Origin of the sequence: Oxalobacteraceae sp. CFBP 8761 (genome assembly GCA_014841595.1) — a bacterium.
Taxonomy (GTDB): Bacteria; Pseudomonadota; Gammaproteobacteria; order Burkholderiales; family Burkholderiaceae_D; genus Telluria.
Genome location: JACYUE010000001.1, coordinates 479,332 through 496,616 on the forward strand (window position 1 = coordinate 479,332; position 17,285 = coordinate 496,616).

At 63.7% G+C, this 17,285-nt stretch carries 16 protein-coding genes; 6 read left to right on the top strand and 10 right to left on the bottom strand.

Annotation, left to right across the window (positions count from 1 at the left end; translation table 11 throughout):
* The first annotated feature begins 170 nt into the window (after positions 1 to 170).
* The 6 genes from IFU00_02220 to IFU00_02245 all read left to right on the top strand — a co-directional run bounded on the left by IFU00_02220 (position 171) and on the right by IFU00_02245 (position 6,184).
* The gene (locus tag IFU00_02220; GenBank protein MBD8541096.1) at positions 171 to 1,265 is read left to right on the top strand and encodes a glycosyltransferase family 4 protein; all 1,095 of its coding nucleotides are present in this window, start codon (positions 171 to 173) and stop codon (positions 1,263 to 1,265) included.
* Between the two features lie 103 nt (positions 1,266 to 1,368).
* Complete coding sequence (locus tag IFU00_02225) at positions 1,369 to 1,680, top strand: H-NS histone family protein (GenBank protein ID MBD8541097.1); 312 nt, start codon at positions 1,369 to 1,371, stop codon at positions 1,678 to 1,680.
* Between the two features lie 237 nt (positions 1,681 to 1,917).
* The gene (locus tag IFU00_02230) at positions 1,918 to 3,300 is read left to right on the top strand and encodes a phosphomannomutase/phosphoglucomutase (protein ID MBD8541098.1); all 1,383 of its coding nucleotides are present in this window, start codon (positions 1,918 to 1,920) and stop codon (positions 3,298 to 3,300) included.
* Entirely contained in the window at positions 3,281 to 4,291 is a 1,011-nt protein-coding gene (waaC, locus tag IFU00_02235; protein MBD8541099.1) for a lipopolysaccharide heptosyltransferase I, read from the top strand. The genes IFU00_02230 and waaC overlap by 20 nt, the downstream gene beginning before the upstream one ends.
* A gap of 1 nt (position 4,292) precedes the next feature.
* Positions 4,293 to 5,579 carry a lipid IV(A) 3-deoxy-D-manno-octulosonic acid transferase gene (gene waaA / locus IFU00_02240; GenBank protein ID MBD8541100.1) on the top strand — a complete coding sequence of 429 codons (1,287 nt, stop codon included), beginning with the start codon at positions 4,293 to 4,295 and terminating at the stop codon, positions 5,577 to 5,579.
* A 50-nt stretch (positions 5,580 to 5,629) separates the two neighbouring features.
* On the top strand, positions 5,630 to 6,184 hold the full coding sequence (locus tag IFU00_02245) for a YcxB family protein (protein ID MBD8541101.1): 555 nt from the start codon (positions 5,630 to 5,632) through the stop codon (positions 6,182 to 6,184).
* A 54-nt stretch (positions 6,185 to 6,238) separates the two neighbouring features.
* On the opposite strand, the gene IFU00_02250 is transcribed toward IFU00_02245, so the two are convergent.
* The 10 genes from IFU00_02250 to miaB form a co-directional block, all read right to left on the bottom strand.
* Positions 6,239 to 7,168, bottom strand: a complete 930-nt coding sequence (locus tag IFU00_02250; GenBank protein MBD8541102.1) for a DUF45 domain-containing protein — start codon at positions 7,166 to 7,168, stop codon at positions 6,239 to 6,241.
* A 17-nt stretch (positions 7,169 to 7,185) separates the two neighbouring features.
* Positions 7,186 to 7,926 (bottom strand): 1-acyl-sn-glycerol-3-phosphate acyltransferase, encoded by a 741-nt coding sequence (locus IFU00_02255; protein MBD8541103.1) that lies wholly within the window; start codon positions 7,924 to 7,926, stop codon positions 7,186 to 7,188.
* 51 nt (positions 7,927 to 7,977) lie between these two features.
* Positions 7,978 to 8,550 carry a D-glycero-beta-D-manno-heptose 1,7-bisphosphate 7-phosphatase gene (gene gmhB / locus IFU00_02260; protein ID MBD8541104.1) on the bottom strand — a complete coding sequence of 191 codons (573 nt, stop codon included), beginning with the start codon at positions 8,548 to 8,550 and terminating at the stop codon, positions 7,978 to 7,980.
* A 22-nt stretch (positions 8,551 to 8,572) separates the two neighbouring features.
* On the bottom strand, positions 8,573 to 10,669 hold the full coding sequence (locus IFU00_02265; GenBank protein ID MBD8541105.1) for a glycine--tRNA ligase subunit beta: 2,097 nt from the start codon (positions 10,667 to 10,669) through the stop codon (positions 8,573 to 8,575).
* A gap of 17 nt (positions 10,670 to 10,686) precedes the next feature.
* The gene (gene glyQ, locus IFU00_02270; GenBank protein ID MBD8541106.1) at positions 10,687 to 11,622 is read right to left on the bottom strand and encodes a glycine--tRNA ligase subunit alpha; all 936 of its coding nucleotides are present in this window, start codon (positions 11,620 to 11,622) and stop codon (positions 10,687 to 10,689) included.
* Positions 11,623 to 11,744: 122 nt separating this feature from the next.
* Positions 11,745 to 13,313, bottom strand: a complete 1,569-nt coding sequence (gene lnt / locus IFU00_02275) for an apolipoprotein N-acyltransferase (GenBank protein ID MBD8541107.1) — start codon at positions 13,311 to 13,313, stop codon at positions 11,745 to 11,747.
* Complete coding sequence (locus IFU00_02280) at positions 13,313 to 14,191, bottom strand: CBS domain-containing protein (GenBank protein ID MBD8541108.1); 879 nt, start codon at positions 14,189 to 14,191, stop codon at positions 13,313 to 13,315. The genes lnt and IFU00_02280 overlap by 1 nt, the downstream gene beginning before the upstream one ends.
* A gap of 135 nt (positions 14,192 to 14,326) precedes the next feature.
* On the bottom strand, positions 14,327 to 14,794 hold the full coding sequence (gene ybeY / locus IFU00_02285) for an rRNA maturation RNase YbeY (GenBank protein ID MBD8541109.1): 468 nt from the start codon (positions 14,792 to 14,794) through the stop codon (positions 14,327 to 14,329).
* Positions 14,769 to 15,878: a PhoH family protein gene (locus IFU00_02290; GenBank protein ID MBD8541110.1), complete on the bottom strand. Its 1,110-nt coding sequence runs from the start codon at positions 15,876 to 15,878 to the stop codon at positions 14,769 to 14,771. Before IFU00_02290 ends, ybeY begins: the two co-directional genes overlap by 26 nt.
* A complete protein-coding gene (miaB, locus tag IFU00_02295) occupies positions 15,875 to 17,236 on the bottom strand; it encodes a tRNA (N6-isopentenyl adenosine(37)-C2)-methylthiotransferase MiaB (protein ID MBD8541111.1) in 1,362 nt (453 codons plus the stop codon). Before miaB ends, IFU00_02290 begins: the two co-directional genes overlap by 4 nt.
* Positions 17,237 to 17,285 lie beyond the last annotated feature (49 nt).

Sequence of the window (17,285 nt, forward strand, 5' to 3'; positions counted from 1 at the left end):
TTTTTTGCGTCGCCGTGCAAGCGGATGAAAACATAAATACGCGCGCCGGCATCCACGTCCAGTCCGGTACAATGAGGCCGGCTTTCCATTGATGAATAGCGTATCGTGGCTGCGCCAATTCGCTTCCTTTGCGGAGCGCTGCACAAGAATCGCTCCGAAAGAAAACAATAATGTTCTCGTTTTTTGTCAGTTTCCTTTCCTGCGCATTGCTCACGCTGCTGGTCATCAAGACCGCGCGAAAACATGGCCTGGGACTCGATGGTGATTTTACCGGCGTACAGAAAAACCATACGCATGCAGTCGCGCGCATCGGCGGTATTCCCATCTTTCTGGCAGTGGTGGTGGCGTCCGGTTTATCGATCCTGCGCCAGCCGCAAATGGCGGCGTGGCTGGCAACCCTGATTGCCTGTGCCACGATTGCCCTGGCCGGCGGTATTGCCGAAGACTATACGGGAAAGGTCTCGCCAAGCCGTCGGCTGTTCCTGACGATGCTCGCGGCAGGCTTTGGTTATTGGCTGCTCGACGCGCGTATTGGCCGTCTCGACTTGCCGTGGACGGTCGTGCCGCTCGAATCCATCTGGATCGTGCTGCCGTTGACGATGCTGGCGGTGGCCGGCGTGGCCAATGCCATCAATATCATCGACGGCTTTAATGGCCTGGCCGGCGTGATCAGCATTTTCATGCTGCTGTCGCTGTCCTACGTCGCCTTGCAGGTGGGCGATATGTTCGTGCTGGTGGCGGCATTGATCGTTGCCGGAGCGACGGCCGGCTTCCTGATCTGGAATTATCCGGTCGGGCTGATTTTTTTGGGCGATGGCGGAGCGTATTTCCTTGGCTTCCTGCTGGGCGAGCTGGCCCTGCTGCTGGTAATGCGCAATCCGGCTGTCTCCACCTGGTATGCAGCGCTATTGCTGATTTACCCGGCGTTTGAAACCATATTCTCTGCATACCGCCGCATGTTTGTTCGCGGCAAATCACCAACGCTGCCCGATGGTATTCACTTGCATAGTTTGATTTTTCGGCGCATCGTGCAATGGACAGTGGGGCCGCGCGAGGCCCGCGCACTGATGAAACGCAATGCCCGCACGTCGCCTTATTTATGGCTGATTTCATTGCTGGCAGTGATACCGGCAACCGTGTTCTGGGAAAGCACTGGCGCATTGATGGTGTTCTGTCTGTTGTTTATAATCAGTTACCTCTGGTTGTATGGGCGTATCGTTCGATTCAAGTCGCCGCGCTGGCTCTTTTTAAGCAAGAAAGACTGACCGGATATTATTGTTGTAGTATATTGCGACATTTGGTGAGTATTCACCGAGCGTCAGCAATTGCTGAATATGCATTCAATTTTTTAACGAACGAGGAACGATGATGGATCTGTCGAATATGTCGGTAGGCGATTTGCGCAACCTGCAAGAACAAATCAAGCAGGAAATGAAAACGCGTGAAACCCAGGAAGTGCAGAAAGCACGTGAACAAATTCTGGCAATCGCGCAAAGCGTCGGCATGCCGCTGAAAGAACTGATGGCCACCACCGGCCGCGGTTCGAAAGGCGCGACCGTCGCCGTGCGTTACCGTCACCCGCAGGATTCCAGCCAGCAGTGGACCGGCCGTGGCCGTCAGCCAAAGTGGGTCAAGGAATGGGTCGACGGCGGCAAGTCGATCGACGACCTGCGCGTCTAAGCAATCTTAATTGCTCCGCAATGCGGAGCATGCGCCGCGCGCTTCTCCAGCGCCGGCGCCGGTGGCGTGCTGCCATCGACTCCGGCGCCCATTCGCGGCTCCGGCTATTTCCCGATATTCCCTTGTTCTGTCACTCGGCTTTTGCCAGGCTTGCGCACGCGCGCCATTCCCACGCCAGCCACGCTTGCCGTTACAATAGTGCTTACTTATCAATCCTCCAATATTCCGGGAAACAAAATGGTCGCTCTCTCCAAAACGATTTTCAAGGCTTACGATATTCGCGGCATCATCGACAAGACCCTGGACGCCGGCATCGCGCGTCACATCGGTCGTGCATTCGGCGCTGCCGCGCTGGCCAAGGGAGAGAGCAAGGTCGTGATCGGCCGCGATGGCCGCCTGTCCGGCCCTGAACTGACCAGCGCACTGGGCGAAGGCTTGCGTGACGCCGGCGTCGACGTGATCGACCTGGGCATGGTCGCCACGCCGATGGTCTATTTCGGCACCAACGTCCTCGACACGCGCTCGGGCATCATGGTCACCGGCAGCCACAACCCGCCTGACTACAACGGCTTCAAGATGGTCCTGGCCGGCGAAGCCATCTATGGCGACGCCATCACCGGCCTGCACGACAGCATCGCAGCGTATGACGGCGCGATCGCAGCGCAGCGCGGCGGCTACAGCACCCATGACATCCGCGCCGCTTACCTCGAGCGCATCATCGGCGACGTCAAGCTGGCGCGCCCGATCAAGATCGCGGTCGACTGCGGCAACGGCGTGGCCGGTGCGTTCGCGGGCGACCTGTATCGCGGCATGGGCGCCGAAGTGGTCGAGCTGTTCTGCGAAGTCGACGGCAACTTCCCGAACCACCATCCTGACCCGGCCCACCCGGAAAACCTGCAAGACCTGATCCGCGCGCTGCAAGAGACCGACGCCGAAATCGGCCTGGCCTTCGACGGCGATGGCGACCGCCTCGGCATCGTCACCAAGGATGGCCAGATCATCTTCCCGGACCGCCAGATGATGCTGTTCGCGGCCGACGTGCTGTCGCGCGTCCCGGGCGGCGAGATCCTGTATGACGTCAAGTGCACGCGCCACCTGGCGCCGTACATCGAGCAGCATGGCGGCAAGCCACTGATGTGGAAGACCGGCCATTCGCTGGTCAAGGCCAAGCTGAAGGAAACCGGTGCGCCGCTGGGCGGCGAGATGAGCGGCCATATCTTCTTCAAGGAGCGCTGGTACGGTTTCGACGACGGCATGTATGCCGGCGCGCGCATGCTCGAAATCCTGACCAAGCAGCAGGATCCTTCGGCGCTGCTCAACAGCCTGCCAATGGCCAGCAGCACCCCGGAACTGCACCTGCAGCTGCAAGAGGGCGAGAACTTCACGCTGATCGACCATCTGCGCGCCAACGCCACGTTCCCGACCTCCGAAAAAATCAACGACATCGATGGCCTGCGCGTCGAGTACGCCGATGGCTTCGGTCTGGCCCGTTCGTCGAACACGACGCCGGTCGTCGTGCTGCGCTTTGAGGGCGAGTCGCCGGAAGCACTGGCGCGCATCCAGGCAGAGTTCAAGACCGTGATCCTGGCCGCCAAGCCAGATGCCGACCTGCCGTTCTGAGGACAGGCGCTTGAAGATCCTGCTCGTGCGCGTGTCGTCGCTGGGCGACGTGCTGCATAACCTGCCGATGGTGGCCGACCTGCTGCGCGAGCATCCGGGCGCCACCATCGACTGGGTGGTCGAAGAAGGGTATGTGAGTCTCGTGCGCCTGAATCCCCACGTACGCAAGATCATCCCGTGGTCGCTGCGCCGCTGGCGCAAGAGCCTGGGCAAGAAAGAAACGCGGGCCGAAATCCGCGCATTCTTCCGCACGCTGCGCGAAGAAGAATACGACTATGTGTTCGACACCCAGGGTCTGCTCAAGACCGGCATCATCATGGGCGCGGCGCGCGTGCGCAAGGGTGGTAAAAAAGTCGGCCTGGCCAATGGCAGCGAAGGCTCGGGCTATGAAGGCATCTCGCGCATCTTCCATACCGACAGCATCCCGCTGAATCCGCGCACGCATGCCGTGGCGCGCGGGCGCATGGTTGCCGGCGCTGCGCTTGACTACAGCGTCGACTCGGCACCCGATTTCGGGTTGCCGGCGCCAACGCAAGCCACGCGGCCGGCGTTTTTGCCGCAAGACGACTACGCGGTCTTTTTCCATGGCACGGCGCGCGCAGCCAAGAAGTGGGCCGACGCCAACTGGATCGCACTGGGCGCGGCGCTCGCACCGATGCCGGTGCTGCTTCCATGGGGCTCGAAGGCCGAACACGAGGATGCCCAGGCGCTGGCGGCAGCCATGCCCAATGCCCGCGTGCTGCCAAAACTGTCGATGATGGATGCTGTTCTGCTGGCCCAGCATGCGCGCCTTGCGGTGGGCGTCGACACGGGCCTGACCCATATCGCTGCCGCCTTTGTGCGGCCGACGATCGAAATCTACTGCGATTCGCCCAAGTGGAAGACCGAAGGCAACTGGTCCGATCGCATCGTCAACCTGGGCGACCTGGGCGCGCCGCCGTCAAGCGGCGACGTCATCGCGGCCGCACGGCGCCTGCTGGCACCGGCATGACATGAACCGCACGCTGTACTCAAGCCTCTGGTGGCTGGCCATGCCGGCCGTGCTGGGCCGGCTGTGGTGGCGCGGGCGCAAGGAGCCGGGCTACCGCGCGCATTGGGATGAACGCCTGTCCCTGGGCGGCCCGGCGGCTGGCGAACAGCCCATGATCATGGTGCATGCGGTGTCGGTGGGCGAGACGCGCGCCAGCGAGCCGCTGGTCGATGCGCTGCTGCTGGCGTATCCCGATTGCCGGATCCTGCTGACCCACATGACGCCGACCGGCCGCGCCACCGGGCGCGACCTGTTTGCGCGCCACGGCGAGCGCGTTGTGCAGGCCTATCTGCCCTACGACACGGGATGGATGACGACGCGCTTCCTGCGCCGTTATCGCCCACGCGCCTGCATCCTGATGGAAACCGAGGTCTGGCCAAACCTGATCCACGCCTGCACGCAGCAAGGCGTGCCGGTCGTGCTGGCCAATGCGCGCCTGTCCGAGCGCTCGCTCAAGCGGGGCCGCAAGGCCGGCGCCGTGATGCTGGAGGCCGCGCGCTCGTTCACGCTCGTCGCGGCGCAGACCGATGCCGATGCGGCGCGCATTGCGTCGCTGGGGGCACCGAACGTTGTCGTTACCGGCAGCGTCAAGTTCGACATCGTGCCGCCACCGAGCGCGCTGGAGAAGGGCGCCTGGCTGCGCACGCGCATCGATGGGGCGGCGCGCCGCCCGGTGTTTCTGTGTGCGAGCACGCGCGAAGGCGAAGAAACGCTGATCCTGGAAGCGTGGCGCCAGAACCGCGACAAGCCGCAGCACGCGTTGCTGTTGCTGGTGCCACGCCATCCGCAGCGTTTCGACGACGTGGCGAAGCTGGTCGAGGCCAGCGGTTTGACGCTTGCACGCCGCTCGCGGCTGGATGGTGACAATACCGCCGCCATCGACGCCGACGTGCTGCTGGGCGATTCGATGGGCGAGATGTTCGCCTATTACGCCGCCTGCGACTGCGCCTATATCGGCGGCAGCCTGCTGCCGCTGGGCGGCCAGAATCTGATCGAAGCCTGCGCACTGGGCAAGCCGGTGCTGGTAGGCGAACACACGTTCAACTTTCTCGACGCCACGATCGACGCCGTCGATGGCGGCGCTGCCTTGCGCGTGCCGGACGCCTCTGCGCTCGTCAGGGAAGCCGCGCGGCTGCTGCACGACGATGCGGCGCGCGCGGCAATGGGCGCCAGGGCGCTGGCCTTCGCCGGGCGCCACCGCGGGGCAACCCTGCGCACTGTTGAACTCGTGCAACGGCTTATTGGGTAGGTTTTGTTACCATTCCCATCTGCACGCTACAAAACTATAGGGGATGCGCCATGTTGTCATTGAATCGCGCGACACCGGGCAGTGATGGAGAGCCAGTGTCTCTTCGGGTCCAGGAAGGGGCAGTCGACACGCTGGGAACGATCCTGGGCTCAGGCCTGGCCGACCACGCGCCGGCAAAGCAGCAAGCGGCAAGTGTCGTACCGCTCGATGCATTGCATTTTTTCGTCCGCTATTCGCTGAGCGAATACGTCAGCTTCATGTGGCAGCACGGGGGCTTTTTGATTCGTCGCCGGCGCGTGCGCTGGCCTGCCAGCTTTTTGCTGCGCCTGCGCAGCACGCTGAGCGCGGGGCTCAACTTCGTATTGCTCGGTCGCGGGCGCCGCACCTATGAATTCACCATCGACGCCCACGGCATCGTGCGCACCAGTGGCGGCGTGACGCTGATCGAATGGGCCGACGTGGCCGCCGTGCGCACCTACTCGCGCGGCTTCATGATGGTGCTCAAACGCGGTACATTGCCGATCCCGTTTCGCTGCCTGTCGCAGCAACAGACCGCCACCATGCGCGATCTGGCGGCGGCGCGCCATGCATTGAGTTTGCACTGAGTCTGCACTGACCGGCATGCAGCCGGCAGGCCAGCGGCCTGCCGACTCGCCTGGCTACTCCTCAAACAATACCGGCATCTGGTGCGACTGCTTGCGCAGCGCCAGGCGCGCGCCATCGTAATCCGGATACACCTCGGCCACCGTCGCCCAGAACGCCGGGCTGTGGTTCATCTCGCGCAGGTGCGCCAGCTCGTGCGCCACCACGTAATCGATCAGCGCCAGCGGATAGTGGATCAGGCGCCAGTTCAGGCGAATGCTCCCGCCCACCGTGCACGAGCCCCAGCGCGAACCGGCCGACGACAGCGTGCAGGTCTTGTAGCGCACGTTCAGACGTGGCGCGTAATGGTCCAGGCGCTCGATGAACACGCGTTTTGCCTCGGCCTGGAACCACAGCTTGACCCGTTCCTTGAGCTGCCACTCGGCCAGCCCGGGTACCACGCCGATCGCCAGTTCACGCGTCGTTTCGTCGAAGCGGCAATGGCTGCGCGTGGCCGGTTCGAGCCGCAGCGTGATCTCCCCGCCCATGAACGGCAGCAGGGCGCCGTCGACCCAGACGACCGGCGCGCGTTGCTGGCGTAGTTCGCGCCGCTCGCCCCGTTCGAGCAGCTTGGTGATGATCCAGCGGCTCTTGGCGCGCAGCGCGTTTTCGATGTCGTCCTGCGTCACGCGGCGCGGCGCCGTCACGCGCAGGCCGTCGTCGTCGATCATGAAGCCGATCGAGCGGCGCGACGAACGGCGCAGCGCGTAGTCGACGTAATGCTGGCCGAGCGCGATGCGTTTGAGGGGAGGGTCTTGCGGGCCGACGGGCGGCGAAGGAAGCCTGGTACGGGGCGGCGCCGGCGGCGCCTTGAACAATGGCTGGGACGGCGGCGCCGGCCTGTCGGAAGGCTTGAGCGCCGCAAAGAATTCTTGTGCAAACAGTTCGAGCTGGTCGCCGTCGATCTTCGACGACGCCGCCGTTTGCTGCGGACGCGAATTCCTGATCTGGGTGCTAACGTCGCTCAACCACCTTTGTAGGCGTGGGGCGAAATGACGCGCATTTCCGATTCTATCCAATTTTCTACCTCTTGCATCAAGCTGTCAGGGGTATGGCCTTGCGGCGATATCGGTTTGCCGACCGATACCGTGATCGTTCCGGGCCGTTTGATGAACGAATTCTTGGGCCAGCACTCGCCCGAATTATGCGCGATCGGCACCACCACTGCCTGGGTCTCGACCGCCAGGCGCGCGCCGCCGCTCTTGTACTTGCCCTTGCGGCCCACCGGGATGCGGGTACCTTCGGGGAACATGATAATCCACTGGCCGTCGGCCAGGCGGCGTTTACCGTGGCGCACCACGTGCGAGAACGCGTTCTTGCCCTGCTTGCGGTCGATCGGGATCATGCGCAGCAAACCCATGGCCCAGCCGAAGAACGGGATGTACAGGATTTCCTTCTTGAAGACGTAGACCAGGGGACGCGTCAGGTTCGGCAGCAAAAAGATCGTTTCCCATGCCGACTGGTGCTTCGAGAGCACGATGGCCGGCGCGTCGGGCAGGTTGTCGTAGCCCTTGAATTCGTAGCGGATGCCGCAGATGACGCGCGCGCACCAGATGATGAAGACGTTCCAGCGCGAGGTGAACCAGAAGCGCTGGTTGTAAGGCAGGGGGGCGGCCAGGAAGCACAGTGAAGCCCAGATGATCGTGGCCACCATCATGACGATCGTGAACAGCAGGGAACGCAGAAACAGACTGAAATTACGCAAAGGGGCTCCGGACAAAACGATCTGGTTATTCTTATCGTGGTGTTGTATTGATTATGACGTGTGGGCAGCGCCAGCACCAGTGGCGCTGGTGGGCTTGAGCAGGGCGCTGACCATCGCGGCCAGGTCCTGGTAGACCCTGGTGCCGGGCGGCAGGCCGCCGGTCATCTGCGTGCGCTCGCCCTTGCCGGTCAGGACCAGGTAGGGCGTGCAACCACGGTTGAAGCCCGCCTGCAGGTCGCGCAGCGAGTCGCCCACGGTCGGCACGCCTTTCAGGTTGATCTTGAAGCGCTTGCCGATTTCTTCGAACATGCCCGACTTGGGCTTGCGGCAGTCGCAGGCATCGAGCGCCGCGTGCGGGCAAAAGAAGATGGCGTCGATGTCGGCGCCCACCAGCTGCGCCGCCGCGTGCATCTTGGCGTGGATGGCGTTGAGCGTGGCGATGTCGAACAGGCCGCGCGCAATGCCCGACTGGTTCGTTGCCAGCACCACCCGATAGCCCGCCTGGTTCAGGCGGGCGATGGCCTCGAGCGAGCCGGGGATCGGGATCCACTCGGCCGGCGACTTGATGAAGTCGGGCGAGTCGTGGTTGATCACGCCGTCCCGGTCGAGAATGATGAGTTTCATCGGGGGTGCCTGCATGCCGTGCTTACGTTGCCAGCTTCGAGATGTCGGCCACGCGGTTCATCATGCCGTGCAACGACGCCAGCAACGCCAGGCGGTTGTTGCGCAGCGCGATGTCGTCGGCCATCACCATCACGTCGTTGAAGAACGCGTCGACCGGCTCGCGCAGCTCTGCCAGCGTTTTCAGCGTGCCGGCAAAGTCACCCGCAGCAAACGCCGCATCGACGGCCGGCTGTACGCGCGTGACGGCGGCGGCCAGGTCTTTCTCGGCCTGGTCCTGCAGCAGGGCCGGATCGACCGCGCCGGCTTGCGCCAGCGCTTCCTCGTTCTTCTTGAGGATATTGGTGATGCGCTTGTTGGCGGCGGCGAGCGAGGCGGCTTCGGGCAGCGCGGCGAAGGCCTGCACGGCTTCCAGGCGCTGCACGACGTCGTCGACGCGGTCCGGGTTCTGGGCCAGCACGGCTTCGACTTCGTTCGGCGAGAAGCCGCGATCGCGCAACAGGCCACGCAGGCGGTCGAGCATGAAGGCCGTGACCTCCGCGCTCGGATCCTTGAACGCCGGCTGGTCGGCAAACGTCGTGACTGCATCGCGCAGCATGTCGGACAGTTCGAGCGGCAGGCGCTTTTCGACCAGCATGCGCATGATGCCCAGCGCGTGGCGGCGCAGCGCGAACGGGTCTTTTTCGCCCGTTGGCTGCAGGCCGATGGCCCAGATGCCCACCAGCGTTTCGAGCTTGTCGGCCAGTGCGACGGCCAGGCCGGTGTCGGTGGTCGGCAGGGCATCGCCGGCAAAGCGCGGCTGGTAGTGCTCGGACGCCGCGCGCGCCACTTCATCGTGCTCGCCATCGTGGCGCGCGTAGTACGTGCCCATGATGCCTTGCAGTTCCGGGAACTCGCCAACCATGTCGGTCAACAGGTCGGCCTTCGACAGGCGCGCACCGCGTTCGGCGAGCGACGCGTCAAAGCCCAGGCGCGTGGCGATGTACATGGCCAGCTTGGTCACGCGCTCGCTGCGTTCGGCCTGCGAGCCCAGTTTGTTGTGGTACACGACGTTGCTGAGCGCCGGCAGGCGCGACTCGAGCGTTTTCTTCTTGTCCTGCTCGAAGAAGAACTTGGCGTCCGACAGGCGCGGGCGCACGACGCGCTCGTTGCCGCCGACGATCGCGGTCGGGTCGTCCGTCGCGATGTTCGACACGATCAGAAAGCGCGAGCGCAGCTTGCCGTCGGCATCCGTCAGCGCGAAGTACTTCTGGTTCGTCTGCATCGTCAGGATCAGGCATTCCTGCGGCACGGCCAGAAATTCTTCTTCGAAGCGGCATTCATAGACGACCGGCCATTCGACCAGGGCCGCAACTTCATCGAGCAGCGACTCGGGCATCAGGACCTGGTCGGCGCCGGCCTGCTCCAGCAGCTGGGCGCGGATGCTGTCCTTGCGCGCCTGTGGCGACGTGATGACCTTGCCCTCGGTTTCCAGTGTGTTCGCGTACGCATCGGCATGCGCAATCGTGATCGCGCCTCCATGCGACAGGAAGCGGTGGCCGGCGGTCTCGCGGCCAGCGGTCAAGCCGAGCAGCGTCAGTGGCAGCACCTGTTCGCCGTGCAGCGCGAGCAGGCGGTGCACCGGGCGCACGAACTGCACGGTATCGCCATTCGGGCGCTGGTAGCTCATGAGCTTCGGGATCGGCAGCTTGTTCACGGCGTCTTGCAAGACGTCCTGCAGCGCGCCGGTGAGCGCACTGCCAGCGGCGGTGTAGGTGTAGAAGAAGCTTTCGGTCTTGCCGTCCGGGGCGCGTTCGAGCTGGTCGATCGTCAGGTCAGGAAAGCCCAGTGCGGCCAGCTTCTTGGCCAACGGCGCACTTGGGTTGCCTTCCTTGTCCAGCGCCACCGTCACTGGCAGCACTTTTTCGCGGATCGCTTTGTCAGGTGACGTATCGCGCACGTTCGTGATCGAGACGGCCAGGCGGCGCGGCGTGGCGTAGGTGGTGACGACGCTGTCGGCTTCGAGGAAGTCGCGCGCCTTGAGGCCATTCGCGATGCCGGCGGCAAAAGCGGCGCCCAGCTTGACGAGCGCCTTCGGCGGCAGTTCTTCGGTCTGCAGTTCGACGAGGAGTGTTTGGTTCATGGTCTGTTCTGTTCTTTTCAGGCTGCGGCTTGGTCAGCGGCTGGTTCGGCTGGCTTGGCTTGTGGCGCCATCGGGAAGCCCAGCTTTTCGCGCGAGTCGAAATAGGCTTGCGCCACCAGGCGCGACAGCGTGCGCACGCGGCCGATGTAGGCGGCGCGCTCGGTCACGGAAATCGCGCCGCGCGCGTCCAGCAGGTTGAAGCTGTGCGAGGCCTTCATGATCTGCTCGTAGGCCGGCAGCGTCAGCGCCAGTTCGACCAGGCGCTTGGCTTCCGATTCGTGGTTCGCAAATGCCTGGAACAGCATCTCGGTATTGGAGTGTTCGAAGTTGTAGGTCGACTGCTCGACCTCGTTCTGGTGGAACACGTCGCCGTAGCTCAGGGACTTGGTCTTGCCGTCTTCCTGCCACTCGGTCCAGACCAGGTCGTACACGTTCTCGACGCCCTGCAGGTACATCGCCAGGCGCTCGATGCCGTACGTGATCTCGCCCAGCACCGGCTTGCAATCGAGCCCGCCCACTTGCTGGAAGTAGGTGAACTGCGTGACTTCCATGCCGTTGAGCCAGACTTCCCAGCCCAGGCCCCAGGCGCCCAGCGTCGGGCTTTCCCAGTCATCCTCGACGAAGCGCACGTCGTTCTTTTTCAGGTCCAGGCCCAATGCCTCGAGCGAACCGAGATACAGGTCGAGGATATTCTCGGGCGCCGGTTTCAGCGCAACCTGGAACTGGTAATAGTGCTGGAGGCGGTTCGGGTTCTCGCCGTAGCGGCCATCCTTCGGGCGGCGCGATGGCTGCACATAGGCGGCGCGCCATGGCTCCGGGCCGATCGCGCGCAGGAAGGTACCGGTGTGGAAGGTGCCGGCGCCGACTTCCATGTCGTAGGGCTGGAGCAGTGCGCAACCCTGTTTGTCCCAGTAGGACTGCAGGGTGAGGATGATTTGCTGGAATGTGAGCATGTCGAGTGGGACGCGGCCCGTGGGCCGTGAACGCGGTATGTTTGCCAAATGGCCAATTCTACTGAATTTTTCGTACCCTCTGGGAAGGGATTTGGGCGGGGTGGGCGGCGATGCCGTCCACCTTACGCTTTTGTGCGCAGATAACGCCGCCCTGCAAACCACGCGCCAAGCAGCATGCATGCCCCCAGCAGCAGGAACGACGCGCTCCCCAGGCGAATGAACGGCGTCATGCCGGTCGCGCCGCGCACGGTGGCGGCGAGCACGCCGTCGGTGTAGAACGGCAGCGCGTGCGTGAGATTGCCGCGGCGGTCGATGATGGCAGTGGCACCGTCGTTGGTCGCGCGCAGCATCGGGCGGCCCGTTTCCAGCGTGCGCATGCGCGAAATCTGCAGGTGCTGCGGGATGGCGACTGACTGGCCGTACCACGACAGGTTCGACACGTTCAGCAGCAGCGTCGCCGGTTGCGGCGCGTTGCGCAGCTGGTAGGCGATCTCTTCGCCGAACACGTCTTCGTAGCAGATATTCGGCAGCACCAGCTGGTCCTTGACGGCGAACGGCGCCTGCAGCGCGGCGCCACGCGTGGCGTCGTTCAGCGGAATGTCGAGCATGTCCGTCACCCAGCGGAAACCCGGCGGGATGAATTCGCCGAACGGCACCAGGTGCGCCTTGTCGTAGCGGTACACGGTGGCCTGGGGCTGCGGGGTCAGCGTGACCAGGCTGTTGCCGTACTTGCCCGGACCGTCCAGCAGCGGCATGCCGATGGCCAGCGTGCTGCCGCTGGTGGTGGCGTAACGCTGCAGACCGGCCAGGTAACCGTCGGGCAGGTGTTGCGGGAAGGTCGGGATCGCCGTTTCGGGCGTGGCGATCAGGTCGGCCGGTGCGGCCGTGATCAGGCCCTGGTAGCGCGTCAGGATACTGTTCAGGAATTCGGCGTCGAACTTGCGGTCTTGCGCGATATTGCCTTGCAGCAGGCGCACGCTGATCGGCTGGCCGACATCCTGCGTCCACTCGACCGTGCGCAGACCTGCACCGCCCAGCAGCAGGGCAGCCATCAAACCCATTGCCGGCCAGCGCGAACGCTGGGTCAGCATGGCGAAACAACCGGCAATGATGCCCACGACGATGCCCATGCCGTACACGCCGATCAGCGGCGCATAACCAGCCAGTGGGGCGAGATCATGCGCGTAGCCCGACGAGGCCCACGGAAAACCGGTAAACACCCAGCCGCGCAGCCATTCCGACACGCCCCAGGTCACGGGCAGCACCAGCAGCAGGAAGGCGGCCACCGGCAACGACCAGCGGCGGCGCAGCCAGGTCGCCACGCCCGCCGTGAAGGCGCCCCACAGGCCCATGTACAGGCACAGCAGCGTCAAGCCCACCACCGCCAGCACGGCCGGCAAGTGGGCGAAATCGGTCATGAAGACATACAGCCAGTGCACGCCGGCCAGCGTCCAGCCAAAGCCGAAGGCCCAGCCGATCAGCGTGGCGCGCTTGACGGACGGACTCATGCCGACCTGGTAGAACAGCCAGGCGAGGGACAGGAATTGCAGTGGCCACCAGCCCACCGGCTGGAATGACAGCAGGGACGAGGCGCCGGCAAGTGCGGCACCCAGCAGCAGCAGGGCCGAGGGCTTGTTGGCGCGCAGCGCCGGAACCGGCGCTGCGGCTGGAGAGGTACGGCGACGCAGCATCAGTCGTGTTCGTCGTCCGCCAATGGCAGTTTTTCGACCAGCAGGACGTGGATCTGGCGCGCGTCGGCGCGCAGCACTTCGAAGCGCACACCGTGCAGATCGACCACTTCGCCCTTGTGGGGCATGTGGCCGAGGTGGCTGGCGACCAGACCGCCGACGGTGTCGACGTCGTCGTCCGGCAGGCTGGTGCCGACTTCGTCGTTGAACTGTTCGATCTCGGTCAGCGCCTTGACGCGCCAGCGCGGACCGAGCTGGCCTTCGCGGATCGAGATCACGTTGTCTTCTTCTTCGTCGAAATCGTATTCGTCTTCGATGTCGCCGACGATCTGCTCGAGCACGTCTTCAATCGTGATCAGGCCGGCCACGCCGGAATACTCGTCGACCACGATCGCCATGTGATTGTGGTTGGCGCGGAAGTCGCGCAGCAACACGTTCAGGCGTTTCGATTCTGGGATGAACACAGCCGGACGCAGTTTGGTGCGCACGTCGAACGATTCTTCGGCGTAATAGCGCAGCAAATCCTTGGCCAGCAGGATGCCCACGACCTTGTCGCGTTCGCCTTCAATGGCCGGGAAGCGGGAGTGGGCGGTCTCGAGCACGTAGGGCATCCACTCTTCGATGGGCTTCGTGATATCGATCACGTCCATCTGGGAACGGGGCACCATGATGTCGCGCGCGGACAGGTCGGACACCTGGAACACGCCTTCGATCATCGACAGGGCGTCGGCATCGAGAAGGTTGCGTTCGTGGGCGTCGTGCAGGACTTCAAGCAGCTCTGCGCGGTTTTCAGGCTCGGGGGAGATGAATGCGGTCAACCTTTCCAGCAGGGACCGATGGGGTTTGGCGTCCGGACGGACGTCACTGGGATACTCGGGCATAGTTGGCGAGAAGCCGTTGTTGCGATGGGCGTAGGATACACCAAAAGGCACATTGCCTGTTTTTGATGCAGGCGTGCGGCCTGAGCGGCAGGTGCGCCGCCGCTCAGGCCAGGCTGACGTTCAAGCTGTCTTCACTCAGTCCGCATACGGATCCGGGAACCCCAGCACTTCCATGATGTCGCGCTCGAACTGTTCCATTTCTTCGGCATCGTCATCGTTGTCGTGGTCCCAGCCCTGCGCGTGCAGTACGCCGTGCACGACCAGGTGCGCCGTGTGTTCCTCGACGGTTTTCTTTTGCTCGTCGGCTTCGCGCTGCAGCACGTCGGTGCACAGGACGATGTCGGCCTTGACCGGATCGTCCTCGGCCAGGTCTTCATCTTCGTTGTAGGCGAAGGTGAGGACGTTGGTCGCGTAGTCCTTGCCCCGATACGCGAGGTTCAGCGCCTGGCCTTCGGCCGCGTCGACAAACCGGATCGTCAGTTCGGCCGGGCCGAGCAGGGCAGACTCGACCCAGGTGCGCAGCGTGGCTTCGGGCAGCAGGCTTTCCAGGCGCGGGTCGGCGAACTGCACCTCGAGTTCAAGCGGATGTTTTTTTTCTTGCATTTTTCACCGGGATCGGTTTGGGGAGATCGGCCAGTTCCTGTACCGAATTGTCGGATTCGTAGGCATCGATGATGCGTCCGACCAGCGGGTGGCGCACCACGTCCACGCTCGAGAACTGGGAAAAGGCAATGCCGCGCACATCCCTGAGCACGTGCATGGCGTCGACCAGGCCGCTGCGCTGGTTCTTGTGCAGGTCGACCTGGGTCACGTCGCCCGTGATCACGGCCTTGCTGCCAAAGCCGATACGGGTCAGGAACATCTTCATCTGCTCGACGGTCGTGTTCTGCGCCTCATCGAGGATGACGAACGCGTGGTTCAGCGTGCGTCCGCGCATGTAGGCCAGCGGGGCGATCTCGATGACCTGCTTTTCGAACAGCTTTTGCGTGCGATCGAAGCCGAGCAGGTCGTACAGCGCGTCGTACAGCGGACGCAGGTACGGGTCGACCTTTTGCGCCAGGTCGCCCGGCAGGAAGCCCAGGCGCTCGCCGGCCTCGACTGCCGGACGGGTCAGGATGATGCGCTTGACGGCGTCGCGTTCGAGCGCGTCCACGGCGCAGGCCACGGCCAGGTAGGTCTTGCCGGTACCGGCCGGGCCCACACCAAAGGCGATGTCGTGGTTCAGCACATCGTTGAGGTACTGGATCTGGTGCGGGGTGCGCCCGCGCAGGTCGCTGCGGCGGGTTCTCAGGGCCGGGCTGTCGGTGTCATTGGGCGCAACTTCGTCCTGCGCCATGTCGGGTACGGCCTTGACCGCCTTGACGCCCTTGATGGCGCGCGGCTCGCCGCCCGGTGCGTCGAGGCTGCGCGGCTTGATGCCGGCGCGCTGCTCGACCAGGGCCAGCTGCACTTCTTCGATCGGCACGACCTTGTTGGCGACCGCGTAGAAGCGTTCCAGCAATTCGACGGCGCGCTCGGCGTTGTCGCCAGTGACGATGAATTTTTCGCCACGGCGAAATACGGTCACGTCGAGCGCGGCCGAGATCTGGCGCAGGTTTTCATCGAGTGGACCGCACAGGTGGGCAAGCCGCGTGTTGTCGAGCGGCTCAGGAATGAAGTACGAGGGCTGGGTTGGCTGTGTTTTCAACTGGCGATGGCAATCGTATCAAGGTTGGCGACGAGTTCGCCGCGCAAATAATAATCGTGGCTGGCGCTGATGCGCACATCGACCAGTTGGCCGATGAGCTGGACATTGGTCGCATCCACGGGGAACAGGACGACGCGGTTGTTCTCGGCGCGCCCCTGGAGCTGGGTTGCATCTTTCTTGGCATATCCTTCAACCAGCACGCGCTGCACGGTGCCGACCATGGCGGCGCTGTGCTTGCGGGTGTTGGCGTCGATCAGGGCTTGCAGGCGCTGCAGGCGCGCCAGCTTGACCTCGTGCGGCGTGTCGTCTTCCAGGTTCGCGGCCGGCGTGCCGGGGCGCTTGCTGAAGATGAAGCTGAAGCTGTTGTCGAAATTGACGTCGGCCACCAGTTTCATCATCGCCTCGAAGTCGGCCTCGGTCTCGCCGGGAAAGCCCACGATGAAGTCGGACGAGAACGTGATGTCGGGACGCACCGCGCGGATGCGGCGGATGATCGATTTGTACTCGAGGCCCGTGTAGCCGCGCTTCATGGCCGACAGGATCCGGTCCGAGCCATGCTGCACGGGCAGGTACAGGTGGTTCACCAGTTGCGGGATCTTGGCGTAGGCGTCGATCAGGCGCTGGCTGAATTCTTTCGGGTGGCTCGTCACGAAGCGCAGGCGCTCGACGCCGGGGATCTCGGCGATGTATTCGAGCAGTAGCGCAAAGTCGGCGATCTCGCCGTTTTCCATGGTGCCGCGGAACGCATTCACGTTCTGGCCCAGCAGCATGATTTCCTTGACGCCTTGCGCGGCCAGGCCCGCGACCTCGGTCAGCACGTCCTCGAAGCGGCGCGAGACTTCCTCGCCGCGGGTGTACGGGACGACGCAGTAGCTGCAGTACTTGCTGCAGCCTTCCATGATCGACACATACGCCACCGGGCCGTCGACCTTGGCCGGCGGCAGGTGGTCGAACTTTTCGATTTCAGGGAAGGCGATATCGACCTGGGCCACGCCCGATGCGCGCCGGTCGCTGATCAGCTTGGGCAGGCGGTGCAGCGTTTGCGGGCCGAACACGACATCGACGAACGGCGCGCGCTTGATGATGGCCTGGCCTTCTTGCGAAGCGACACAGCCGCCCACGCCAATGACGAGGTCCGGCTTGTTGCGCTTGAGTTCACGCAGGCGGCCAAGATCGGAGAACACTTTCTCTTGTGCTTTTTCACGGATCGAGCACGTGTTGAGCAGGATGACGTCCGCGTCTTCCGGCTTGTCGGTGCGTACCAACCCGTCCGAGGCGCCAAGGACATCGACCATCTTGTCCGAGTCGTACTCGTTCATCTGGCAACCGAAGGTTTTGATAAAGACTTTTTTCTGCATGGAGAGGGTAGTTGGGGACGAATTGCTGTGCCGACAAGGCTGGGGGATC

Coding starts and splice junctions, on each gene's coding strand:
- IFU00_02220 (MBD8541096.1), top strand. CDS start 171: ATGTTCTCGTTTTTTGTCAGTTTCCTTTCCTGCGCATTGCTCACGCTG.
- miaB (MBD8541111.1), bottom strand. CDS start 17,236: ATGCAGAAAAAAGTCTTTATCAAAACCTTCGGTTGCCAGATGAACGAG.
- waaC (MBD8541099.1), top strand. CDS start 3,281: ATGCCGACCTGCCGTTCTGAGGACAGGCGCTTGAAGATCCTGCTCGTG.
- IFU00_02280 (MBD8541108.1), bottom strand. CDS start 14,191: ATGCCCGAGTATCCCAGTGACGTCCGTCCGGACGCCAAACCCCATCGG.
- IFU00_02245 (MBD8541101.1), top strand. CDS start 5,630: ATGTTGTCATTGAATCGCGCGACACCGGGCAGTGATGGAGAGCCAGTG.
- glyQ (MBD8541106.1), bottom strand. CDS start 11,622: ATGCTCACATTCCAGCAAATCATCCTCACCCTGCAGTCCTACTGGGAC.
- waaA (MBD8541100.1), top strand. CDS start 4,293: ATGAACCGCACGCTGTACTCAAGCCTCTGGTGGCTGGCCATGCCGGCC.
- IFU00_02230 (MBD8541098.1), top strand. CDS start 1,918: ATGGTCGCTCTCTCCAAAACGATTTTCAAGGCTTACGATATTCGCGGC.
- IFU00_02265 (MBD8541105.1), bottom strand. CDS start 10,669: ATGAACCAAACACTCCTCGTCGAACTGCAGACCGAAGAACTGCCGCCG.
- gmhB (MBD8541104.1), bottom strand. CDS start 8,550: ATGAAACTCATCATTCTCGACCGGGACGGCGTGATCAACCACGACTCG.
- lnt (MBD8541107.1), bottom strand. CDS start 13,313: ATGCTGCGTCGCCGTACCTCTCCAGCCGCAGCGCCGGTTCCGGCGCTG.
- ybeY (MBD8541109.1), bottom strand. CDS start 14,794: ATGCAAGAAAAAAAACATCCGCTTGAACTCGAGGTGCAGTTCGCCGAC.
- IFU00_02225 (MBD8541097.1), top strand. CDS start 1,369: ATGGATCTGTCGAATATGTCGGTAGGCGATTTGCGCAACCTGCAAGAA.